Below are 21,630 nucleotides of genomic sequence, written 5' to 3'. Positions count from 1 at the left end.
AAGGGCACGGTCCCGGCGAGACGCAGGTCACATTCGGCCCTGTCACATCTGACGGCGGTCGCTCCGTCGTAGTGGTGTAGGACCGACCACGTACAGGGAGCGCATCATGGACACCCGACTGAACCTCTTCACCAGCCCCAGCCTGGGCAAGGCACTGAAGCACCTGGTCGCGGTGGGGAAGGTCGTCTCGGAAACGGGGCTGCCGGCCGCGACACAGGCCCTGGTCGAGATCCGCGCCAGCCAGATCAACGGCTGCGGTTTCTGCCTCGACATGCACACCAAGGAAGCCGCCGCCGCGGGCGAGACCGCCACGCGCCTCCACCTGATCGCCGGGTGGCGCGAGGCCACGGTCTTCACCGAGGCCGAGCGTGCGGCGCTGGAGCTGGCCGAGCAGGGCACCCGCATCGCCGACACGGCCGGCGGGGTCCCGGACGAGGTCTGGAAGAACGCCGCCAAGCACTTCGACGAGGAGCAGCTCGCCGGCCTGGTGACGCTGATCGCCCTCATCAACACCTTCAACCGGCTGAACGTCATCACCCAGCAGCCCGCCGGCGACTACCGGCCGGGCCAGTTCGCGTAACACCCCCGCGGCACGGGGGAGTTCCGGCCGGCACACGCACCTTCTGGTGAGTACCGCACAAAATAGTCGGTACTTGTCGGCCCGGTGGAGCCGGACGAGGATCGAACGCGTACCCGACGCGACGCCCTCGAAGGAGCTCCCCCATGCCCGAAACCGCCGCCGACTCCCCCGTCACCGTCCTCGGCCTCGGCCTGATGGGCACCGCCCTGGCCGCTGCCCTCGTCAAGGCCGGACACCCGACGACGGTGTGGAACCGGACGAGGTCGAGAACCGGGCCGCTGGTGGCCCAGGGCGCGACCCCCGCCGAGACCGTGCCGGAGGCCGTCACCGCCTCCGACCTGGTCATCGTCTGCCTCACCGGCAACGACGCCGTGCGCGGCCTCCTGGAGCCCGCGGCCGGCGCGCTCGCGGGCCGCACCGTCGTCAACCTCACCAACGGAAGCCCGGGCCAGGCACGGGAGTTGGCGCGGTGGGCGGCGGCGCACGGCATCACGTACCTCGACGGCGGCATCATGGCCGTCCCCCAGATGATCGCGACACCCGGCGCGTACATCCTCTACAGCGGCACCGACGAGACGGCCTTCGAGCGGCACCGGCCCGCGCTGGCCGCGCTCGCCGCCCCGAGGTGGGTCGGCGAGGACCCCGGCAGCGCCGCCCTCTACGACCTGTCGCTGCTCACGGGCATGTACGGCATGGTCATCGGCGTCGCCCAGGCCTACGCCCTCATGGGCAGCGCGGGCGTCCCGGCCCGCGACTTCGCGCCGCTGCTCGAGGAGTGGGTGGTGGCGATGACGGAGGGGATCGTCCCGGGCACCGCCGAGGCCCTGGACTCCGGCCGGCACCTGACGGACGTCTCGAACCTCGCCATGAACCGCGAGGCGTTCCGGAACTTCACGGCCACCTTCACCGAACAGGGCCTGCGCACCGACCTGTTCGACCCGCTGCAGGCGCTGCTGGACCGCGCCGTCGAGGAGGGCCACGGAGCGGACGGCCTCTCCCGGCTGCCGCTGCTCCTCAGGAAGGACTGAGAAGGGCCGGGGAGAGCGTCCCTAGGGGACCAGCACGACCTTGCCCGTCGTCTCCCGCCGCTCCATGGCGGCGTGCGCCTCGGCCGCCCGCTCCAGCGGGAACACCTGGAAGTCGGGGACCAACCGGCCCTCGGCGGCGGCCTCCAGGGCAGCGCGCTCGTACGCGGGACCGTTCCCGGGGTTCTCGAGCAGGTGCGCCAGCGCGTTGGTGACGGTGATGCCGCGCTCGGCGAGCAGGGCCGGCTCTGGCTCGAAGGCGTCCTGCGACGACCAGCCGATGACGACATACCGGCCGCCGTCGGCGAGCAACTCGAAGGCGGCCGCGCCCTTTTCGCCGCTGACCCCGTCGAGCACGGCGGTGACCCGCCGCCCGCCGAGCCGCTCGGCGACCTCGCGTTCCCAGCCCGGCCGGTCGTAGTCGACGGCGATGTCGGCGCCGAGCGCACGGACGGCCCCGGTCTTGGCGGGGCCGCCGGCCGCACCGATCACCGTGGCGCCGAGCCCGCGTGCGTACTGGACGACGAGCCGCCCCACGCCCCCGGCGGCGGACGTCACCAACACCACGTCGTCGGCGCGGAGTCGGGCCACCGCGAGCAGGCCCATGGTGGTGGCCCCGGTCATCACCATGGTCACCGCGGCCTCGTGGCCGAGCCCGTCGGGGACGACATGCAGCCGCGCGACGTCGGCGACGGTCAGTTCGGCGTATCCGCCGGGGGCCGAGCGGGAGACGACCACGGAACGCCCGAGCCACTCGGCTCCGACGTCCGGGCCCACGGACTCCACCGTCCCGGCGACCTCGCCGCCGAAGACCGCGGGCAGTTCGGGGAGCGGGGGCGCCATGCCGGACGCCTCGCCCCTGCGCAGGACGGTCTCGATGAAGTGAACTCCCGCCGCGCGCACGGCGATCCGCACCTGGCCCGGCCCCGCGACGGGGTCGGGCAGGGTCTCAGGACGCAGATTGCCGGCGGGGCCGAACTCATGCAGGACGACAGCGCGCATGGGGTGCTCCTCGGAACGTGTGGACGAACGTCGATGCACCCCACCGTTCATCCTCGACCAAGGTTGAGGTCAAGGGCGTCCGGGCCGTCCCGTCCGGCCGCTCAGAGCTGCCGCGCGACCTCGGTCGCCCAGTACGTGAGGATCATGTTGGCGCCCGCGCGCTTGATCCCCGTCAGGGACTCCATGATCGCCTTGTCCCGGTCGATCCAGCCCCGCTCGGCGGCCGCCTCGATCATCGCGTACTCGCCGCTGATCTGGTACGCGGCCACCGGCACGGCCACCTCGGCGGCGACCTTCGCGAGGATGTCGAGGTAGGGGCCCGCGGGCTTCACCATCACCATGTCGGCGCCCTCCTCCAGGTCGAGCGCGAGCTCCCGCAGGGACTCGCGGCTGTTGGCCGGGTCCTGCTGGTAGGTCTTGCGGTCCCCCTTGAGGGACGAGCCGACGGCCTCGCGGAAGGGGCCGTAGAAGGCAGAGGAGTACTTCGCGGTGTACGCGAGGATCGACACGTCCTCGTGGCCGGTCTGGTCCAACGCGTCGCGGATGACCCCGATCTGACCGTCCATCATGCCGCTCGGGCCCACCACGTGGGCGCCCGCGTCGGCCTGCACCTGCGCCATCTCCGCGTACCGCTCCAGGGTCGCGTCGTTGTCGACCCGGCCCTCGGAGTCGAGCACACCGCAGTGCCCGTGGTCCGTGGTCTCGTCGAGGCAGAGGTCCGACATGACGATGAGGTCGTCGCCGACCTCGGCCCGCACGTCACGGATGGCCACCTGCAGGATGCCCTCGGGGTCCGTACCGGCCGTGCCCTGGGCGTCCTTCTTCGACTCCTCCGGCACACCGAACAGCATGATCCCGGAGACCCCGGCCTCGAGCGCGTCGACCGCGGCCTTCTTCAGGCTGTCCCGGGTGTGCTGGAAGACGCCGGGCATCGCCCCGATCTCCACCGGCGCCGAGGCCCCTTCGAGCACGAACGCGGGCAGGATCAGATCGGCGGGGTGCAGCCGCGTCTCGGCCACCATGCGCCGCATCGCGGGAGTGGTCCGCAGCCGCCGGGGCCGCGCACCGGGGAAGGATCCGTACTTGGTCACTGTCTCTCTCACCTCACGAAAGGTTCTGGTCCCGGCTGAAGGTTCTCAGCCGGGACCAGGGAAATTCAGCCCGTCCGGCGTTTGAGGACGAACTCGGCGAAGCCGGTGATCGACGGTGCGGGACCGCTCAGGGCGCGGTGCGTCGCCGGCGCGAACCGGGCCGGCGCTCACTGGGCCGGGTGACGGGGTCACCCGCCTCCAGCGCCGCCGCACGACGCGCCGTACCGAACTGCGCCAGGGCCTCGGCCAGCTTGTGCACCGACGGCTCGGGAGCCATCACGTCCACCCGCAGCCCGTGCTCCTCCGCGGTCTTCGCGGTGGCGGGGCCGATGCACGCGATCACGGTCACGTTGTGCGGCTTGCCGGCGATGCCGACGAGGTTCCGCACGGTCGACGACGAGGTGAACAGGACCGCGTCGAAGCCGCCGCCCTTGATCGCCTCCCGCGTCTCCGCCGGCGGCGGCGACGCCCGCACGGTCCGGTAGGCCGTGACGTCGTCCACCTCCCACCCGAGATCGATGAGCCCGGCGACCAGCGTCTCCGTGGCGATGTCGGCCCGCGGCAGGAACACCCGGTCGATCGGGTCGAAGACCGGGTCGTACGGCGGCCAGTCCTCCAGGAGACCGGCGGCCGACTGCTCACCGCTGGGCACCAGGTCCGGCTTCACGCCGAAGGCGATCAGCGCGGCGGCGGTCTGCTCGCCGACGGCCGCGACCTTGATCCCGGCGAAGGCCCGCGCGTCGAGCCCGTACTCCTCGAACTTCTCCCGCACCGCCTTGACGGCGTTGACGGAGGTGAAGGCGATCCACTCGTACCGCCCCGTCACCAGGCCCTTGACCGCGCGCTCCATCTGCTGGGGCGTGCGCGGCGGCTCCACCGCGATGGTCGGCACCTCGTGCGGCACGGCGCCGTAGGAGCGCAGCTGGTCGGAGAGCGAGGCCGCCTGCTCCTTCGTGCGCGGCACGAGCACCCGCCACCCGAAGAGCGGCTTCGACTCGAACCACGACAGCTGGTCGCGCTGGGCGGCGGAGGAACGCTCGCCGACCACGGCTATGACGGGCTGGCCGCCGTCCGGCGAGGGCAGCACCTTCGCCTGCTTGAGCACCTGCGCGATGCTGCCGAGCGTCGCGGTCCAGGTGCGCTGGCGCGTCGTCGTACCGGCCGCGGTCACCGTCATCGGGGTGTCCGGCTTGCGGCCCGCGGCCACCAGCTCACCGGCGGCCGCCGCCACGGAGTCGAGCGCCGTCGAGACCACGACGGTCCCGTCGGAGGCGCCGACCTCGCCCCAGCAGCGGTCGGACGCGGTCCGGGCGTCGACGAAACGGACGTCGGTCCCCTGCGCGTCCCGCAGCGGCACACCCGCGTACGCGGGCACACCGACGGCCGCGGCGATGCCCGGCACGACCTCGAAGGGGATGCCCTCGGCGGCGCAGGCGAGCATCTCCTCGGCCGCGTACGTGTCCAGGCCCGGGTCGCCGCTGACCGCACGCACGACCCGCCTGCCGCCCTTCGCGGCCTCCATGACAAGATTGGCGGCAGCTCGGAACGGCGTCGCGTCGGCGGTCATTGACGTGTCGTCAGCCGGTGGCTGGGGTGTGTCCACACCTCCCCTGGCATGCACGCGGACGACGTCGAGCACATCCGGCTCGGCGATCAGCACATCCGCTCGGGCCAGCGCCTCGACGGCGCGCAGGGTCAGCAGTCCCGGATCTCCGGGTCCGGCACCGAGAAAGGTGACGTGCCCGTGTGCGGGAAGGCCGGGAAGGTTCGAGGTGGGGCTCAAAGTGCTCGCTCCCCCATCAGACCGGCCGCGCCCTTGGCGAGCATCTCGGCAGCGAGTTCGCGGCCCAGCGCCATGGCCTGGGTCTCCGTCTCGGGCACGGGACCGGTGGTGGACAGCTGCACCAGCGTCGAGCCGTCGGTCGTACCGACGACGCCGCGCAGGCGCATTTCCTTGACAATCTGCCCGTCGGCCAAGAGGTCGGCCAACGCGCCAACGGGCGCGCTGCAGCCGGCTTCCAGGGCGGCGAGCAGGGACCGCTCGGCGGTGACGGCGGCCCGGGTGTACGGGTCGTCGAGCTCGGCGAGCGCGGCGGCGAGTGACGCGTTGTGCGCGGCACACTCGATCGCCAGTGCCCCCTGGCCGGGGGCGGGCAGAACGGTGTCGACCGACAGGAGCTCGGTCACCTCGTCGGCCCTGCCGACGCGGTTGAGTCCGGCGGCGGCGAGCACGACGGCGTCGAGCTCCCCCTTGTGCACGTATCCGATGCGGGTGTCGACGTTCCCGCGGATCGGCACGGTCTCGATGGTCATGCCGTGGCTGCGCGCGTAGGCGTTCAGCTGCGCCATGCGGCGCGGCGAGCCGGTGCCGATGCGGGGAACCCCCGCCGGGGAGCCGGCCGCCAGCTCCGCGAAGGTCAGCCCGTCGCGGGCGACGAGCGCGTCACGGGGGTCCTCGCGCACGGGCACGGCGGCGAGGGTGAGCTCGGCGGGCTGCGCGGTGGGCAGGTCCTTGAGCGAGTGGACGGCGAAGTCCACCTCGTCGCGGGCCAGGGCCTCGCGCAGCGCGGCGACGAAGACGCCGGTGCCACCGATCTGCGCGAGGTGCTCGCGCGAGGTGTCGCCGTACGTCGTGATCTCCACCAGCTCGACGGGTCGTCCCGTCAGCTCCCTGACTGCCTCGGCCACTTGCCCGGACTGGGCCATGGCCAGCCTGCTGCGCCTGGTCCCGAGCCTGAGGGCCTTCTCGGTCATGCCCGGCCTCGATTCGGGTCGTCGTTCTCGTTGTTCAAGTGGTCAGCCCGGCTGACCGCCGCGACCGTCTGCGGGTCGAGGTCGAAAAGTGTGCGCAGCGCGTCCGCGTACCCGGCGCCGCCGGGCTCGCTCGCCAGCTGCTTGACCCGCACCGTGGGCGCGTGCAGCAGCTTGTCGACGACGCGGCGCACGGTCTGCGTGATCTCCGCGCGCTGTTTGTCCGCCAGGTCCGGCAGCCGTCCGTCGAGCCGGGCGATCTCGCTCGCCACCACGTCGGCGGCCATGGTGCGCAGGGCGACCACGGTCGGCGTGATGTGCGCGGCGCGCTGCGCGGCGCCGAAGGCGGCGACCTCGTCGGAGACGATGCCGCGGACCTGCTCGACGTCGTTGGCCATGGGCGCGTCGGCCGAGGCCTCGGCGAGCGACTCGATGTCCACGAGCCGTACGCCGGGGATGCGGTGCGCGGCGGCGTCGATGTCGCGGGGCATGGCGAGGTCGAGGAGGGCGAGCACGGCCGGACGGGCCGCGCCGGCCGACGGCGTGGGCCTGCGGCGCTCCGGGAGGCGGCCGGTGACGCGGGCGGCGGCCGACAGCGCGGCGATCGCCTCGGCCTCGGCGCGCGGGTCGGCGGGCCGCTCCTCGCGGCGCTCGGCCGGGGCGTTGTCCACCCAGGCCGCGTGCTGCTCCAGGGCGGTCGCGTCCATCCCGGCGACGGCCTCCTCACCGGCGACGGAGAAGCCGCGCGGCGCGGAGAGATCGACGGGGCAGCCCTCGTCGGCGACGGTGGCCGTCCGGGCGCCCTGGCCCGCCGAGCCGTTCCTGGCCTGCGCGGGCACGTCGCCGGTCCGGGAGTCCACCGGGGGCACGCGCCCCTCGACGGCGGCGGTGACGGCCTCCGCGGTCAGCACCAGACCGGTCGCCCCCGTGCAGGAGACGGCCACGTCGGCACGTGTCAGTTCGTCCGCCACGGCGTCCATGGGGACGGCGCGGGCGCGCACGTCGCCGCCGGACTCGCCGAGGATCTCGGCGAGGCGCTCCGCGCGCTCCAGCGTGCGGTTGGCGACCACGATCTCGGCCACGCCGGCCCGCGCGAGCGTCGCCGCGGCCAGTGAGGACATGGAGCCCGCGCCGATGACCACGGCCCGCTTGCCCGCGGCCCAGGCGTCGACCGGCTCGCGCGCGGCGAGCTGTTCGAGGCCGAAGGTCACGAGGGACTGCCCGGCCCGGTCGATGCCGGTCTCGGAGTGCGCGCGCTTGCCGACCCGGAGGGCCTGCTGGAAGAGGTCGTTGAGGAGCTTGCCCGCGGTGTGCAGCTCCTGCGCGCGCGCCAGGGCGTCCTTGATCTGTCCGAGGATCTGCCCCTCGCCGACGACCATCGAGTCAAGCCCGCACGCCACCGAGAACAGGTGGTGGACGGCACGGTCCTCGTAGTGGACGTACAGATAGGGGGTGAGCTCCTCCAGGCCGACGCCGCTGTGCTGGGCGAGCAGCGTGGACAGCTCGGCGACGCCCGCGTGGAACTTGTCCACGTCGGCGTAGAGCTCGATGCGGTTGCAGGTGGCGAGCACGGCCGCCTCGGCGGCGGGCTCGGCGGCGAGGGTGTCCTGCAGGAGCTTGGCCTGCGCGTCCGCGGCGAGCGCGGCGCGTTCCAGGACGCTCACCGGGGCGCTGCGGTGACTCAGCCCCACGACCAGGAGACTCATGCCGGCATCACGGCGGGGACGTCCCCGTCGGGTCCCTTCCGCTGCTGCTTGGCGGAGACGGGCGGGACGGGCCCCTCGGGGGCGGCGTCCTCGCCGGCCTTGCGCTGCTCGTGGAAGGCGAGGATCTGCAGCTCGATGGAGAGGTCGACCTTGCGCACGTCGACGCCGTCCGGCACGGAGAGGACCGTCGGCGCGAAGTTCAGGATGGAGGTCACGCCGGCGGCGACGAGTCGCTCGCAGACCTGCTGGGCGGCGCCGGCCGGGGTGGAGATGACACCGATGGAGACGCCGTTCTCCTCGATGATCTTCTCGAGGTCGTCGGTGTGCTGCACCGGCATGCCCGCGACGGGCGTGCCCGCCATGGCCGGGTCGGCGTCGATCAGCGCGGCGACGCGGAAGCCGCGCGAGGCGAACCCGCCGTAGTTGGCGAGCGCGGCGCCGAGGTTGCCGATGCCGACGATGACGACGGGCCAGTCCTGGGTCAGCCCGAGCTCACGGGAGATCTGGTAGACGAGGTACTCGACGTCGTAGCCGACGCCGCGCGTTCCGTAGGAGCCCAGGTACGAGAAGTCCTTGCGCAGCTTCGCGGAGTTGACCCCCGCGGCGGCCGCGAGCTCCTCGGAGGAGACCGTGGGCACCGAGCGCTCCGACAGTGCGGTGAGGGCTCGGAGGTACAGCGGAAGCCTGGCGACGGTGGCCTCGGGAATCCCTCGGCTGCGGGTCGCCGGTCGGTGAGTTCGGCCAGTTGCCACGGTGCTCCTGCGGGTAGAGCGGGGCTGCAGGCGGTCACTCGTCCCCAGACCGCCCCGTCGAAAGCAGGCTATGTCTTTGTGAACGCGTGCACAAAGATGGTGTCCGATTTGCCCGGCCAACGTGACCGGGGTCACGCGCCCCCGGCGCGCGATCGTGGAACCCGCGCGCGGGCAGTCTCGTTCCTCGTCAACGGGGGGCAAAACCGCACACTCTCCTCACGATCATCGCCCCCGAGACCAAAACCGCCCCAAAGGGTAATCGACTTTCCGGGCGGTTTGGACTGGTCGGTCAGTAGGTGCTGCCCCTATCCGGTCAGCTCCCGGCGCAGGCGATCTTCGTCCACCCGCCAGAAGGTGTGCTGCTCACCGTCGACGAGCACGACGGGAATCTGCTCCCAGTAGGCCCGGTGCAGCTCCTCGTCCTGCGTGATGTCCTTCTTCTCCCAGGGCGTGCCCACCTCCCCGCAGACCTTCTCGATCACCGACTGTGCGTCATCGCACAGATGGCACCCCGGCTTCCCGATCAGGGTGACCAGCCGCTCCTGCGGCTTCCTCTTCTCCGTACGACCGCCGTTACGACGAAAAATCGGGCTCATGCCCACCATTCTCGCCCCGCCGGGACGACCGCCCCGACGGTACGGACACCGGGAGTTCACGGGCCCGAATCGTCCCGACTCCGGAACCACCGAACAGACTGGCTATGCTCACGACATGGCCGCTCTCGGATGGCTCACCCCCCGTAGGCGCTCCGCCACGGCGCGGAGCGTGTTGGCAGGCGAGGCCTCGGCTGAGGCAGCGCGCAAGTCCTCCCAGGAGCTGGAGGAGCTCGAAGGCCTGGCGGCGAGGACCGCGGCCGACGAGGAGCCGACGGAACCGGAGTTCCCCGTCGTCGGCGACGACAAGGCCGCCGCCTTCTTCGACCTCGACAACACCGTGATGCAGGGCGCCGCGATCTTCCACTTCGGCCGCGGCCTGTACAAGCGGAAGTTCTTCGAGCGCCAGGAACTGTTCCGGTTCGCCTGGCAGCAGGCGTGGTTCAGGCTCGCCGGCGTCGAGGACCCCGAGCACATGCAGGACGCCCGCGACAGCGCCCTGTCCATCGTCAAGGGCCACCGGGTCGCCGAGCTGATGTCCATCGGCGAGGAGATCTACGACGAGTACATGGCCGAGCGCATCTGGCCGGGCACCCGCGCCCTCGCCCAGGCCCACCTGGACGCGGGCCAGAAGGTCTGGCTGGTCACCGCGGCCCCCGTGGAGATCGCCACGGTCATCGCCCGCCGCCTCGGCCTGACCGGCGCCCTCGGCACCGTCGCCGAGTCCATCGGCGGCGTCTACACCGGGAGGCTTGTCGGCGAACCCCTGCACGGCCCCGCGAAGGCCGAGGCCGTCCGCGCCCTGGCCGCCGCCGAGGGCCTGGACCTCGGCCGCTGCGCCGCGTACAGCGACTCGCACAACGACATCCCGATGCTCTCCCTCGTCGGGCACCCGTACGCGATCAACCCCGACGCCAAACTGCGCAGGCACGCGCGGGAACGGGACTGGCGGCTGCGGGACTACCGCACCGGCCGCAAGGCCGCGAAGGTCGGCATCCCGGCCGCCGCCGGGGTCGGCGCGCTCGCGGGCGGCGCCGCGGCCGCCGTCGCCCTGCACCGCAGGCGCCGCTGACCCGCCGCCCGCACCCGCACGCACCGACACCCGCAAGCACCGGCACCCGCACGCCCCGGCACGGACCACCCGTGCCGGGGCGTCGTGCGTCGCGCGGCCCGAGCATTCCGTCGGTCCTACCCCGCCCCACCGCTCGCCAGTCACGCCGGTAGCACTCGGCCACAACACGCCTCATGCCGACACGGAATGTGAACCCGATCGATCAACAATCGGTCACTCTCCGGCACTTGAAGGGGCGTCAATCAGTAACAGAAGCGACGTAATCGATGATTTGAGCAACTGGGTGTAGCGCTGCCTGTACGAAGCGTTATTCTCCTCAGACGCATAAGGGACCCCACACGTCGCTACGACGGGTGAACGGTCCCGCACTGCACGTGATGGAAGCTCTGCCTCTGGGAGTCCCGTGTACCCACACGTCGGGGTTGACGCCTCGGGCCTGGCTACGCTGCGCGCAACGGTCATCGACCGCTTGCGCGGCTTCGTCCCCACCGCGTACGCCGTCCCCGCCGTCCCCGCCCTCGCCGTCCCCGCACCCGCCGGGCCGTGCTATGCCCTGGCGAACGGCGGTGCGGCAGTCAGCAGACGGGCCCGTTCCGGCGCCGCTGCCGCCACCTCTGCCCCCACCCCCCGCCGTCCCGCCGCGGACAGCGACAGCGCGCGCATGATGGACCTCGTCGAACGCGCGCAGGCCGGCGAGTCCGACGCCTTCGGCCGCCTCTACGACCAGTACAGCGACACGGTCTACCGCTACATCTACTACCGCGTGGGCGGCAAGGCGACCGCCGAGGACCTCACCAGTGAGACCTTTCTGCGCGCGCTGCGCCGCATCGGGACCTTCACCTGGCAGGGCCGCGACTTCGGCGCCTGGCTGGTCACGATCGCCCGCAACCTGGTCGCCGACCACTTCAAATCGAGCCGTTTCCGCCTCGAAGTGACCACCGGTGAAATGCTCGACGCCAACGAGGTCGAGCGCAGCCCCGAGGACTCCGTCCTGGAGTCCCTCTCGAACGCGGCGCTCCTCGAAGCCGTCCGCCGCCTCAACCCCCAGCAGCAGGAGTGCGTGACCCTGCGCTTCCTGCAGGGCCTCTCCGTCGCCGAGACCGCGCGGGTCATGGGCAAGAACGAGGGCGCGATCAAGACCCTCCAGTACCGCGCGGTGCGCACCCTCGCGCGCCTCCTGCCCGACGACGTCCGCTGACCCCTGCCGCCCGCCCCTGCCGCCCGTCCCCGCCGCCCGTTCCCTGCCGGCAGCCCCCTGTCGACAGCCCTCCGCCGACAAGGCCCACACCCCCGCCGTCATGCTCCGTAACCCTCAACTCACCTTCCGTGGCGGCCAGATGGTCGCCGCGGACTTGTCGCGGTCCGATCATCTTTCGTCCGTAACCCAAGTGCCGCGACGCTCGTTGTGCGGGATGCAGGCTCCCTGTGGTCGCTCCCTGGCCGGCTCCGCTCACTCGAACGTGTGGAAATGGTCAGGACATGCAACCCTCAGGACCCCCTGGGGAGTCGACCGTCTTGACGAGAGGAGGTGCCGCCAGTGATCGCGAACGTATCGGCCCACCGGCGGGCGAACGCCTTCGCCCAGGCCCTGGAGGAGCATTCCGACCAGGGCCCGGCGGCCGAGCAGTCCGAGGACTCCGCGCCCACATCCGCACCCGCGGCCGCATCCGTGGAGTCCCCCGAAACCACCGCGGCCCGTTCCGATCCGACCGAACAGGGCCGCATGCTGGCCCTGGCGGACGGTCTCGACGCGCTGCCCAAGCCCGCCCTCGACCCCGAGGTCAAGGTCGTCCAGCGCGCCCAGCTCGTGGCCGCCATGGAAGCCATGCTTCTCGAGGGCAGAAGTCCGTCGGTGCCCGAGCAGCGGTCCCGCAAGGGTGCCCACCGAGCGAGCGCCCTCGGGAAGTTGCGGCCGCGCTCCCGCCTCTCCAAGGGCATCGCGGCGGGCGGCCTCACCGTCGGCGTCGCCGCGGGCGCGTTCGGCGGTGTCGCCGCCGCCAGCTCCGACGCCCTGCCCGGCGACTCCCTCTACGGCCTCAAACGCGGCATGGAGGACTTCAAACTGGGTCTGGCCGACGACGACACCGACCGCGGCCAGATCTACCTCGACCACGCGTCGACCCGGCTGAACGAGGCACGCAGACTCATGGAGCGGGGCCGCTCAGGCACCCTGGACCACGAGTCCCTCGGCGAGGTCAGACGGGCCCTCTCCGGCATGCGGCACGACGCCGCCGAGGGCCACCGGCTGCTCCTCGAGGCCTACGAGCGCGACGGCTCCCTGGGCCCCATCCAGGCGCTGTCCGCGTTCTCCCGGTCGCACCGCGAGGCCTGGAGCGACCTCCAGGACCGCCTCCCCGTCCAACTGGGCGACGTGGGCGCCGAGGTGAGTTCCGTCTTCGACGCCATAGACGAAGAGGTGGACCCGCTCCGCTCGCTGCTGCCCCGTCCCCCCGAGCAGGGCGGGTCGACCGGCCGGGCGCCCCAGAGCCCCAGCGGCTCCGACAGCTCCGGCGACCGCCCCTCCCACCCCTCGGGCGGCGGCGCCTCGCACCGGGACGGCACGGGCCACGACAGCAGGCCCAAGCCGACCACGTCGCACAGCAAGGACGACGGTCTGCTCGGCGGCACCACGGGCGGCCTGCTGGACCCGCCCACCGAGAAGAAGAAGACCACCCCGGCCCCCGCGGACGGCAAGAGCAAGCCCGGTCAGGACACCTCCCCGGCCAAGCCGGACGTCACCCTGCCCCCGCTCCTCCCCGGCCTGCTCCCGGAGCTCGGCGTGGACGGCGAGGACGTGAAGTAGTCCCTGGCAGTACGGGTTCGGGGGCGCCCTCCTGGTGAGGAGAGCGCCCCCGAATCCGTATGCGCGCCCGCGGAAGGGCAGCGGACCCCGGCCCGCCCGGCGGAACCTAGAAGAACACCGACCGCCGCTGCACCAGCAGCTTGTACAGCGAGTGCTGGATCTGCTCCCGCACCTGGTCCGTCAGGTTGAACATCAGCATCGGATCCTCGGCCGCCTCCGGCGGGTACCCGTCCGTCGGGATCGGCTCCCCGAACTGGATCGTCCACTTCGTCGGCAGCGGCACCGCGCCCAGCGGCCCGAGCCACGGGAACGTCGGCGTGATGGGGAAGTACGGGAAGCCGAGCACCCGCGCCAGCGTCTTCGCGTTGCCGATCATCGGGTAGATCTCCTCGGCCCCGACGATCGAGCACGGCACGATCGGCGAGCCCGTCCGCAGCGCCGTCGAGACGAAGCCGCCCCGGCCGAACCGCTGGAGCTTGTAGCGCTCGCTGAACGGCTTCCCGATGCCCTTGAACCCCTCCGGCATCACCCCGACCAGCTCGCCCCGCCCGAGCAGCCGCTCGGCGTCCTCGGCGCAGGCCAGGGTGTGCCCGGCCTTGCGGGCCAGTTCGTTGACGACCGGCAGCATGAAGACCAGGTCGGCGGCGAGGAGCCGCAGGTGCCGGCCCTGCGGATGGTTGTCGTGCACCGCGACCTGCATCATCAGTCCGTCCAGCGGCAGCGTCCCGGAGTGGTTGGCGACGATCAGCGCCCCGCCGTCGGCGGGGATGTTCTCGATGCCCTTCACCTCCACCCGGAAGTACTTCTCGTAGACGGGCCTGAGCAGCGACATCAGGACCTGGTCGGTGAGTTCCTCGTCGTAACCGAAGTCGTCGACCTCGTACTCACCGGTCAGGCGGCGCCGCAGGAAGGCCAGGCCGCCCGCGACGCGCCGGTCCAGGGCGCCACCGGCGCGCGGCCGCGGACCGGTCTCCTCCGGGCCTCCGCGGGCCGTACGTGGCTCCGCGCTCCGCGCCCCGTCGGGCTGCTGTCCGGCCTGCGGCCCGGTCCGCGGCCCGTCCTGCTGCTGCCCGGGCAGCGCCTTGACCCCGGCCACCGGGTCGCCCTGGCGCCGGGGCGCGGGCCTGCGGCGCGGAGGGCGCTGGGCGCCGCCGCGCGGCCGGTCGTCGTCGAACGGAATGACTTTGGCGTCCGCCATCGTTGACGCTCTCCTCAGTTGGCGCTCTGGTCGCCGCCCGCGAGGGGCAGCGCGGCGATCCGGTCGACTGCCCTCGCGAGGGCACTGGGCGGCAGCAGTCCGGGCCCCCGGCTGCGTACGAAGTCCGCGAACGTCTCTGCCGTCGTGTACTTCGGCCTGAACCCCAGTGTCTCGCGCATCTGCCGGGTCGCCACGACCCGGCCGTGGGTGAGCAGCCGGATCTGCTCGGGCGAGAAATCGGTCATGCCGACCGTGCGCAGCGCGGAGCCGACCCAGGTGACGGCCGGAAGGAGCACCGGGACCGTGGGGCGTCCGAGCCGCCGTGAACACTGCGAGAGCAGCAGCTGACCGTCGCCCGCAATGTTGAAGGTGCCGCTGTTGAGGGTGCCCCGCTCCGGTTCGCGCGAGGCGAGCCGCAGCACGTCGACGGCGTCGTCCTCGTGGACGAACTGCAGACGGGGGTCGTAGCCGAACACGGTCGGCAGGACCGGCAGCGAGAAGTACTCGGCGAGCGGGGAGTCCGCTGCGGGCCCGAGGATGTTGGCGAAGCGCAGCACGCACACCGCGACGTCCGGCCGGCGCCGCGCGAAGCCGCGCACGTATCCCTCGACCTCGACGGTGTCCTTGGCGAAGCCGCCGCTCGGCAGCGACTTGGGCGGCGTGGTCTCGGTGAACACCGCGGGGTCCTTGGGCGCAGAGCCGTACACGCTGGTGCTCGACTTCACCACGAGCCGCCGCACCGTCGGCGACTTCTGGCAGGCCCCGAGGAGCTGCATGGTGCCGATGACGTTGGTCTCCTTGACCGAGCCCCGGCTGCCCCGGCCGCCGCGGCCGAGCGCGGTGGCCGTGACGTCCATGTGGACCACCGTGTCCACGCCGTGTTCGGCGAGCACCCTGGCGATCGTGGGCTGGCGGATGTCGGCCCGGACGAAGTCGGCGCCGCCCAGATGGTGCTCGGGAGGGATCGCGTCGACGGCGACCACCCGGTCGACGTCGGGGTCACGCTGGATGCGCCGGACGAACCGTCCGCCCAGCTGCCGGGCCACTCCGGTCACGAGCACGACCTTGCCCAAGATCAGCGCCTGCCTTTCCCCAACCCTCGCCGCGCCACGTCGGCTGTCCCGGCCCACGCTAGCGGGTGGACGTTTCGCTGTGATGACCGTGCGCCCAGAGACGGCCGAAAACACCGAAGCCCTCCCGCCGGATGACGGGAGGGCTTCGGAGACACGCTGTGCAGCGGCCGCTTACTTCTTGTTGCGACGCTGAACGCGAGTGCGCTTCAGCAGCTTGCGGTGCTTCTTCTTGGCCATCCGCTTACGCCGCTTCTTGATAACAGAGCCCACGACTACCCTCGCTCACTTCTCTTCACTCGGTGCGGGGCAGCAGACTGGGCCCACACGACCTACGTCGGCCTAGCCTACCCGTCCCCGCGTGAGGGACGTAATCGAGGGGCCACGACCCCTGCGCGACGGGCCCTTCAGCCCCTCGCTCAGCCTGCTTCGACCCCCACATAGGACTCGCGGAGGTACTCGTGAACCGCCTGCTCCGGGACCCGGAAGGACCTTCCGACCCGGATGGCGGGCAGATGACCGCTGTGCACCAGCCGGTACACGGTCATCTTGGACACTCGCATCACCGAGGCGACTTCCGCCACGGTCAGAAACTGAACCTCGTTCAGCGGCCTCTGGTCTGCAGCCATGACACCCCACCTGAACCTTCCGCACATGACGGGCACCGGCTTCCCCTTCCGGTGACTCTTCGTCGCTATGCGCTCACTCCCCAGACTAGGGGCGGATGATGCGAGTGGGGAAGAGGAGCAGCCATCGGCCGCCTACTGTGACAGACACGCTCGATTGAGTACATAGCGAGTAAGCGGTCGGTAGTAATCAGACCGCACAGCGTCATCAAGCGGAACGACGACGGACACCCGCCCCTCGGCCTCTCCGACGAACAGCGCGGGATCATCCGTATCCGCCAGACCGATCGCCTCGAACCCCAGCTGACCTGCTCCGCAGACCCATCCGTGGTCTCCGACGACCAGGCCGGGAAGCGGTCCGCCGGCCTCCGCCGCGGCATCCAGGGCCGCCCGAATCGGGAGCGGCGAGTGGGTGTGTGCGCCGGTCTCACTCCCGGTGGGACGCGCGCCGGGTTCGCGCACCAGCGCGACTCCTTGTACGTAGTCAAGGTTGTACGTGCGTAGGCCGAACCGGGTCGTTATGTCGACACTGTTGCCCTGCGCCGGGGTGAGGACAGGGCATCCCGCCGTCGACAAGGCGTCCGCCAACGTGGCGTAGAAACCGAGCAGGCGGTGCGGGTGACCGGTGCCGAAGAGTACCGGGATGCGGCGCCGGGCGGCGTCCTGGAGCCGTTCCGCGAAGGCGTCGAGCGCCCGCAGGGTCCGCTCCGGATCGATGACGTCGGCCCCCGAGGTCAGCTCCGGATCGGCGGACACCCCGCACTTGTCCGCCATCAGCCGCAGCAGGTCGCCGGGGTCCCAGCTCCACTCGGGGTCCAGCCCCAGCATTATGCGCGGGTCGCGGGCCGCGAAGAGCCGATAGCTCCGCAGGCTCTGTTCCCGCGAGGTGGCCACGGGCCCGGCAAGCCGGGCCGCCAGCAGATGCGCACGCAGCGCGCCGGTGATCAACACGCTGCCGATGCTGGCGCATCGACCATCCCTGAACCCCAAAAACCCCGGAAAACCCCCACAGTTGGGCTAACGCGGGCACAATCAGCCCCCAACACCGCGCCGAACCCCCGCGGGCGCCCCTAGGGCAGCATTCCCCGCAGCGGAAACACCGCCCGGCGAGTGGCGAGCACCGCCTGGTCGAGGCGGTCCGCCGGGTCGTACCCCGCTTCCCACCCCGACCACTCCACCGGCCACCGCCCGTCCGTCATCCGCCCCGGCGCCAACTGCCGTGTCCGCGCGAAGACTTCCTGCCGCCAGGCCTCGGGGATCTGCGCCGTCGGCTCGACCGGGCGGCCCGCGGCGATGGCGACGAGATGGGTCCACGACCGCGGCACCACGTCCACCACCGCATAACCCCCGCCGCCCAGGGCGACCCACCGCCCCTCGGCATGCTCATGGGCCAGCTCGTGGCAGGCGACCTGCACGGCCCGCTGGGCATCCAGCGATACGGCGAGGTGGGCGAGGGGGTCCTCGAAGTGCGTGTCCGCCCCGTGCTGCGACACCAGGACCTGCGGCCGGAAGTCGGCGATCAGCTCGGGCACCACCGCGTGGAAGGCGCGGAGCCACCCTGCGTCACCCGTCCCGGCCGGCAGCGCGACGTTCACGGAGGACCCCTCGGCCGCGCCGTCCGCCCCCGTCTCCTCGGGCCACCCGGTCTGCGGGAAGAGCGTCCGGGGATGCTCGTGGAGCGAGATCGTCAGTACCCTCGGGTCCTCCCAGAAGGCGGCCTGCACCCCGTCGCCGTGGTGCACGTCGACGTCCACGTACGCGACGCGCTCGGCGCCCAGCTCCAGGAGGCGGGCGACGGCCAGCGCCGCGTCGTTGTAGACGCAGAACCCGGAGGCGGCCCCCGGCATCGCGTGGTGCAGCCCGCCCGCGAAGTTCACCGCGTGCAGCGCTTCCCCGCGCCACACCGCCTCGGCCGCGCCGACGGACTGCCCGGCGATCAGCGCCGACACGTCGTGCATGCCGGGGAAGGCCGGGTCGTCCTCCGTGCCGAGCCCGTACTCCCCGCGCGCGGACTCCGGATCGGCGGAGGCGGCCTTGACCGCGTCCACGTAATCCCCGCGGTGCACGAGCCGCAGCGTCGAATCACCGGCGCGCTTGGCCGCGACCACGTCCAGCTCCCGGTCGAGCCCGAAGGCGCCGACCAGACTTCGGGTCAGCCCGAGCCTGACCGGGTCCATCGGGTGACCCGGGCCGAAGTCATAGCCCGTTACTGCCTCGTCCCACATCAGCTGTGCGCGGCCGCTCATGCCCGTCACCGTACCGGTCCGCTTCGGGGGCGAAGGAGCGGGCGTACAGCAAGGTCAGGAGGACCAACACCAGAGGAACGACCATGGCCCCCCGGTAGTTCCACGCGTCCCCGAGCCCGCCCACCAACGGCGAACCGATCAGAAAGCCCACATAGTTGAAGATATTGAGTCGCGCGACGGCCGCGTCCGAAGCCCCCGGGAACAGCCTGCCCGCCGCGGCGAACGTCTGCGGGACGATCACGCACAACCCAAGACCCAGCACCGTGAACCCCCCGATCCCGACCCACGCCCCGGGCGCCACCGCCACCACCGCGAACCCCAGCGCGGCCACCACCGATCCGGCCCGCACCACGGCCACGGCCCCGAACCGCCGCACCCCCAGATCCCCGAGCCCGCGCCCCACCAGCGTCATGACCATGTAGACGTTGTACGGAACGGTGGAGACCTCCTCCGAACTCCCCAGCACGTCCTGCAGATACTTGGCGCTCCAGTTGGAGACGGTCGAGTCCCCGATGTACGCGAACGTCATCACCAGGCAGAGCGGCAGCAGCACCTTGAAGACGACGCTCCCGCCCTCCCCCACCGCCCCGGAACCCGCGCTCCCCTTCGCGGCCCCCGCGTCGACGTACCACCGGCTGCCGACCAGCACCGCCGGCAACAGCACCACCACGACCGGCAGATACGAGACGAAGAGCGACAGGTCCCAGTGCGCCCCCGCCCAGGCCAGCGAGGCCCCCACGATCCCGCCCAGGCTGTACGCGGCGTGGAACCCGAGCATGATGCTGCGCCCGTAGGCCCGTTGCAGACTCACCCCGAGCATGTTCATGGACGCGTCGAGCGCCCCCACCGCGAGCCCGAACGCGCCCAGCGCCACGGCCGCCTGCCACAGCGCGTCGCCCGCACCCACCCCCAGCAGCGCCAGCAGCACCACGGGCTGGGACCACCTGAGCACCGCACTCGGCGGCACCCGCTTGACCAGCTGCTCGGTGCACACGCTGCCGACACCGGCCAGAATCGGCACCGCCGCGAGGAAGACGGGCAGCAGCCCGTCGGATATCCCGTAGCGATCCTGGATCGCCGGGATCCGCGTCACCAGCAGGGCAAAGGTCACTCCCTGCACCAGGAAGGCGAACGCCAGCATGGCCCTGCCGCGCCGCAGCTTTTCGGTCATGGCTGCAGAGCGTAGGGCCCCCGGCTACCCATGGGTAGATGGATCACTCAACCAATTTCAGCACTCCTCGACGGCCTCACGGACCATCTTCTCCATCGGCTCGACGACCAGCCCGCCGCTGACGACCACGGTCCCCACGATCGTCACCATCGCGATCACGCCGCCCAGCCACACCATGGTGTCGACGGGCATGGTGTAGGCCCCCACGACCCGCAGCAGCGCCTCACCGAAGAGCGCAAGACCCCATACGGCCGAGAACATGCGCTCCAGGCGCGCGAACCGCCCCCGCGCGGCACTCAGCCGCTCCCACGCCGCGGTCCGCGCCACGTCCCCCTTGGTCACCCAAGGCTTGAGCCCCGCCGTCATCAACGGCCGCCCCGCCACCACCGAGAGCAGCACCACGAGCCCGACGGTCCCCGTGATCCCGCTGTCCTTGGCGAGCATCAGCCGCGGATCACCGGCGACCAGGCTCAGCAGCAGCCCGACGACATTGGCGGCGAGGATCAGCGCCGCGAGCCCGTTGACCCGCCGCTCCTTGACCAGCCCCCACACCGTCCGCCCGGCCGGCAGCACGCTGCTCCAGGCCAGCGCCCCCATGGTGCCCATCCCGAACCCCTTGCTGAGCAGGTAGTACGAGGCGGTGGGCGCCAGCGCGTCCAGCACCAGCGGCTTCAACGACTCGATACGCGCCTTGCGGGCGTCACCGGGAACGGCGGGAGTGACGGGAGCGTCGGAGGCGGCGGGGGTGGCGGCGGCCGGCGCGGGGCTCTCGGCAGGGGCCTCGATGGCGAGCTGAGTCATGATCGTGTCCTCCGTCGTGGGGCTGCGTTCGCCCGGTTCCGCCGCGTTCCTTCGCGACCCCCTCAGCTTCGCCGCAGGACCCCGCCCACCGACAGAAACGATCATCCGGACCTGGCAGTGACAAATGTCAGGTCGCCCCCGCCGCTCACGTCATACGAGCAGGCCAACCAAGTCCCGCATGTCCCCGAAGAGTTCGGTGGCGCCCGTGAGCCGCTCCGCCGGCGTCATGGCGGTGAACCCGAGGACATCCATCCCGGCGGCGACCGCGGCCCGGACGCCCAGCGGACTGTCCTCCACGACGACACACCTATCGGGAGCGACCCCCATGCGCTCGGCGGCATGAAGAAACAGATCGGGCGCCGGCTTCCCCCGCCCCACATCCTGCGAGCTGAAGATCCGCCCCTCGTCGAACCACTTGTCGAGCCCGGCCTTGCGGTGCCCGACCCGAATCCGCTCATGGCTTCCGGAGGAGGCGAGACAGTACTCCACCCCGTCCTTGGCCAGCCGCTCCAGTACGTCCACGACCCCGGCCACGGGCTCCAGCTCCCGCTCGAAAGCCGCGAACACCCGCGCGTGAAAGACGTCGTCGAACTCCGCCGGCAGCCGCTCCCCACTGCGCTCCAGAACCAGATCGTGTACGCGGTGGACGGCACCCCCCATGTAGTCGCGCAGGGAGTCCTCGTACGTGGTCGGGTGCCCCAGCTCGGTCAGATAGCCGGCGAGGATGGTGTTGGAGATCGGCTCGCTGTCCACGAGCACGCCGTCATTGTCGAAGATGACCAGGTCGTAGCGCATATCCCGACCCTAAGCCGTCACCGAAAGCCCTGGAACGCAGAAAACCCCCGCACCGAAAGGTGCGGGGGTTTTCTCCAAAAGGAGTTCGGCGGCGTCCTACTCTCCCACAGGGTCCCCCCTGCAGTACCATCGGCGCTATGAGGCTTAGCTTCCGGGTTCGGAATGTAACCGGGCGTTTCCCTCACGCTATGACCACCGAAACACTATGAAACTGTCAACCGCACCATGCGTGACCTGCATGGGGTTGTTCGTGGTTTCAGAACCAACACAGTGGACGCGAGCAACTGAGGACAAGCCCTCGGCCTATTAGTACCAGTCACCTCCACCCGTTACCGGGCTTCCAGATCT

21 protein-coding genes and 1 rRNA gene are annotated in these 21,630 nt (G+C 71.5%); 5 read left to right on the top strand and 17 right to left on the bottom strand.

What is annotated here, in order from left to right:
• Window positions 1–106 precede the first annotated feature (106 nt).
• Together ACZ7DY_RS05145 and ACZ7DY_RS05140 are read left to right on the top strand one after the other, a co-directional pair.
• A complete protein-coding gene (locus ACZ7DY_RS05145; protein ID WP_471130315.1) occupies window positions 107–580 on the top strand; it encodes a carboxymuconolactone decarboxylase family protein in 474 nt (157 codons plus the stop codon).
• Window positions 581–723: 143 nt separating this feature from the next.
• Complete coding sequence (locus tag ACZ7DY_RS05140) at window positions 724–1,608, top strand: NAD(P)-dependent oxidoreductase (protein WP_471130312.1); 885 nt, start codon at window positions 724–726, stop codon at window positions 1,606–1,608.
• 21 nt (window positions 1,609–1,629) lie between these two features.
• On the opposite strand, the gene ACZ7DY_RS05135 is transcribed toward ACZ7DY_RS05140, so the two are convergent.
• The 7 genes from ACZ7DY_RS05135 to ACZ7DY_RS05105 all read right to left on the bottom strand — a co-directional run bounded on the left by ACZ7DY_RS05135 (window position 1,630) and on the right by ACZ7DY_RS05105 (window position 9,512).
• Entirely contained in the window at window positions 1,630–2,607 is a 978-nt protein-coding gene (locus ACZ7DY_RS05135) for a zinc-binding dehydrogenase (protein WP_471130309.1), read from the bottom strand.
• Window positions 2,608–2,708: 101 nt separating this feature from the next.
• Window positions 2,709–3,698 carry a porphobilinogen synthase gene (hemB, locus tag ACZ7DY_RS05130; protein WP_471130306.1) on the bottom strand — a complete coding sequence of 330 codons (990 nt, stop codon included), beginning with the start codon at window positions 3,696–3,698 and terminating at the stop codon, window positions 2,709–2,711.
• A gap of 127 nt (window positions 3,699–3,825) precedes the next feature.
• Entirely contained in the window at window positions 3,826–5,481 is a 1,656-nt protein-coding gene (locus ACZ7DY_RS05125; protein ID WP_471130304.1) for a bifunctional uroporphyrinogen-III C-methyltransferase/uroporphyrinogen-III synthase, read from the bottom strand.
• The gene (gene hemC / locus ACZ7DY_RS05120) at window positions 5,478–6,452 is read right to left on the bottom strand and encodes a hydroxymethylbilane synthase (protein ID WP_471130301.1); all 975 of its coding nucleotides are present in this window, start codon (window positions 6,450–6,452) and stop codon (window positions 5,478–5,480) included. The genes ACZ7DY_RS05125 and hemC overlap by 4 nt, the downstream gene beginning before the upstream one ends.
• Complete coding sequence (locus ACZ7DY_RS05115; RefSeq protein WP_471130298.1) at window positions 6,449–8,155, bottom strand: glutamyl-tRNA reductase; 1,707 nt, start codon at window positions 8,153–8,155, stop codon at window positions 6,449–6,451. The genes hemC and ACZ7DY_RS05115 overlap by 4 nt, the downstream gene beginning before the upstream one ends.
• Window positions 8,152–8,907, bottom strand: coding sequence for a redox-sensing transcriptional repressor Rex (locus ACZ7DY_RS05110; RefSeq protein ID WP_362996466.1), 756 nt, complete (start codon window positions 8,905–8,907; stop codon window positions 8,152–8,154). Before ACZ7DY_RS05110 ends, ACZ7DY_RS05115 begins: the two co-directional genes overlap by 4 nt.
• A 305-nt stretch (window positions 8,908–9,212) precedes the next feature.
• Window positions 9,213–9,512, bottom strand: a complete 300-nt coding sequence (locus ACZ7DY_RS05105; RefSeq protein ID WP_471130294.1) for a glutaredoxin family protein — start codon at window positions 9,510–9,512, stop codon at window positions 9,213–9,215.
• A gap of 106 nt (window positions 9,513–9,618) precedes the next feature.
• On the opposite strand from ACZ7DY_RS05105, the gene ACZ7DY_RS05100 reads away from it, so the two are divergent.
• The 3 genes from ACZ7DY_RS05100 to ACZ7DY_RS05090 all read left to right on the top strand — a co-directional run bounded on the left by ACZ7DY_RS05100 (window position 9,619) and on the right by ACZ7DY_RS05090 (window position 13,375).
• A complete protein-coding gene (locus ACZ7DY_RS05100) occupies window positions 9,619–10,572 on the top strand; it encodes an HAD family hydrolase (RefSeq protein WP_471130291.1) in 954 nt (317 codons plus the stop codon).
• Between the two features lie 403 nt (window positions 10,573–10,975).
• Window positions 10,976–11,770: an ECF subfamily RNA polymerase sigma factor, BldN family gene (locus ACZ7DY_RS05095; RefSeq protein WP_355820073.1), complete on the top strand. Its 795-nt coding sequence runs from the start codon at window positions 10,976–10,978 to the stop codon at window positions 11,768–11,770.
• A gap of 339 nt (window positions 11,771–12,109) precedes the next feature.
• Complete coding sequence (locus ACZ7DY_RS05090; protein ID WP_471130288.1) at window positions 12,110–13,375, top strand: DUF5667 domain-containing protein; 1,266 nt, start codon at window positions 12,110–12,112, stop codon at window positions 13,373–13,375.
• A gap of 106 nt (window positions 13,376–13,481) precedes the next feature.
• Here the strand turns inward: ACZ7DY_RS05090 and ACZ7DY_RS05085 are convergent, their stop codons facing one another.
• From ACZ7DY_RS05085 to rrf, 10 genes are all read right to left on the bottom strand, one after another.
• Window positions 13,482–14,573, bottom strand: a complete 1,092-nt coding sequence (locus ACZ7DY_RS05085; RefSeq protein ID WP_471130285.1) for a lysophospholipid acyltransferase family protein — start codon at window positions 14,571–14,573, stop codon at window positions 13,482–13,484.
• Between the two features lie 14 nt (window positions 14,574–14,587).
• Window positions 14,588–15,646 carry an NAD-dependent epimerase/dehydratase family protein gene (locus ACZ7DY_RS05080; RefSeq protein ID WP_471130282.1) on the bottom strand — a complete coding sequence of 353 codons (1,059 nt, stop codon included), beginning with the start codon at window positions 15,644–15,646 and terminating at the stop codon, window positions 14,588–14,590.
• A gap of 171 nt (window positions 15,647–15,817) precedes the next feature.
• Window positions 15,818–15,916, bottom strand: coding sequence for a 30S ribosomal protein bS22 (locus ACZ7DY_RS05075; protein WP_003948845.1), 99 nt, complete (start codon window positions 15,914–15,916; stop codon window positions 15,818–15,820).
• 146 nt (window positions 15,917–16,062) lie between these two features.
• Window positions 16,063–16,272: a helix-turn-helix domain-containing protein gene (locus ACZ7DY_RS05070; RefSeq protein ID WP_157869005.1), complete on the bottom strand. Its 210-nt coding sequence runs from the start codon at window positions 16,270–16,272 to the stop codon at window positions 16,063–16,065.
• A gap of 132 nt (window positions 16,273–16,404) precedes the next feature.
• Complete coding sequence (locus tag ACZ7DY_RS05065) at window positions 16,405–17,220, bottom strand: phosphatase (RefSeq protein ID WP_471130279.1); 816 nt, start codon at window positions 17,218–17,220, stop codon at window positions 16,405–16,407.
• 119 nt (window positions 17,221–17,339) lie between these two features.
• Window positions 17,340–18,515: an acetoin utilization protein AcuC gene (locus ACZ7DY_RS05060; protein WP_471130276.1), complete on the bottom strand. Its 1,176-nt coding sequence runs from the start codon at window positions 18,513–18,515 to the stop codon at window positions 17,340–17,342.
• Window positions 18,466–19,686 carry an MFS transporter gene (locus ACZ7DY_RS05055; protein WP_471130274.1) on the bottom strand — a complete coding sequence of 407 codons (1,221 nt, stop codon included), beginning with the start codon at window positions 19,684–19,686 and terminating at the stop codon, window positions 18,466–18,468. Before ACZ7DY_RS05055 ends, ACZ7DY_RS05060 begins: the two co-directional genes overlap by 50 nt.
• A 57-nt stretch (window positions 19,687–19,743) precedes the next feature.
• Window positions 19,744–20,487, bottom strand: a complete 744-nt coding sequence (locus ACZ7DY_RS05050; protein WP_471130272.1) for a VC0807 family protein — start codon at window positions 20,485–20,487, stop codon at window positions 19,744–19,746.
• 150 nt (window positions 20,488–20,637) lie between these two features.
• A complete protein-coding gene (locus tag ACZ7DY_RS05045) occupies window positions 20,638–21,282 on the bottom strand; it encodes an HAD family hydrolase (RefSeq protein WP_471130269.1) in 645 nt (214 codons plus the stop codon).
• Between the two features lie 83 nt (window positions 21,283–21,365).
• A 5S ribosomal RNA gene (rrf, locus tag ACZ7DY_RS05040) occupies window positions 21,366–21,482 on the bottom strand.
• Between the last annotated feature and the right edge of the window lie 148 nt (window positions 21,483–21,630).

Source organism: Streptomyces sp. NPDC037013 (genome assembly GCF_055607265.1).
This window is presented reverse-complemented; position numbering and strand designations above follow the sequence as displayed.

What these genes read in the sequence shown, in the direction of transcription:
- ACZ7DY_RS05085 (WP_471130285.1), bottom strand. Translation starts at nt 14,573, where the DNA reads ATGGCGGACGCCAAAGTCATTCCGTTCGACGACGACCGGCCGCGCGGC.
- ACZ7DY_RS05135 (WP_471130309.1), bottom strand. Translation starts at nt 2,607, where the DNA reads ATGCGCGCTGTCGTCCTGCATGAGTTCGGCCCCGCCGGCAATCTGCGT.
- ACZ7DY_RS05060 (WP_471130276.1), bottom strand. Translation starts at nt 18,515, where the DNA reads ATGAGCGGCCGCGCACAGCTGATGTGGGACGAGGCAGTAACGGGCTAT.
- ACZ7DY_RS05055 (WP_471130274.1), bottom strand. Translation starts at nt 19,686, where the DNA reads ATGACCGAAAAGCTGCGGCGCGGCAGGGCCATGCTGGCGTTCGCCTTC.
- ACZ7DY_RS05145 (WP_471130315.1), top strand. Translation starts at nt 107, where the DNA reads ATGGACACCCGACTGAACCTCTTCACCAGCCCCAGCCTGGGCAAGGCA.
- ACZ7DY_RS05140 (WP_471130312.1), top strand. Translation starts at nt 724, where the DNA reads ATGCCCGAAACCGCCGCCGACTCCCCCGTCACCGTCCTCGGCCTCGGC.
- ACZ7DY_RS05045 (WP_471130269.1), bottom strand. Translation starts at nt 21,282, where the DNA reads ATGCGCTACGACCTGGTCATCTTCGACAATGACGGCGTGCTCGTGGAC.
- ACZ7DY_RS05100 (WP_471130291.1), top strand. Translation starts at nt 9,619, where the DNA reads ATGGCCGCTCTCGGATGGCTCACCCCCCGTAGGCGCTCCGCCACGGCG.
- ACZ7DY_RS05070 (WP_157869005.1), bottom strand. Translation starts at nt 16,272, where the DNA reads ATGGCTGCAGACCAGAGGCCGCTGAACGAGGTTCAGTTTCTGACCGTG.
- ACZ7DY_RS05115 (WP_471130298.1), bottom strand. Translation starts at nt 8,155, where the DNA reads ATGAGTCTCCTGGTCGTGGGGCTGAGTCACCGCAGCGCCCCGGTGAGC.
- ACZ7DY_RS05050 (WP_471130272.1), bottom strand. Translation starts at nt 20,487, where the DNA reads ATGACTCAGCTCGCCATCGAGGCCCCTGCCGAGAGCCCCGCGCCGGCC.
- hemC (WP_471130301.1), bottom strand. Translation starts at nt 6,452, where the DNA reads ATGACCGAGAAGGCCCTCAGGCTCGGGACCAGGCGCAGCAGGCTGGCC.
- ACZ7DY_RS05105 (WP_471130294.1), bottom strand. Translation starts at nt 9,512, where the DNA reads ATGGTGGGCATGAGCCCGATTTTTCGTCGTAACGGCGGTCGTACGGAG.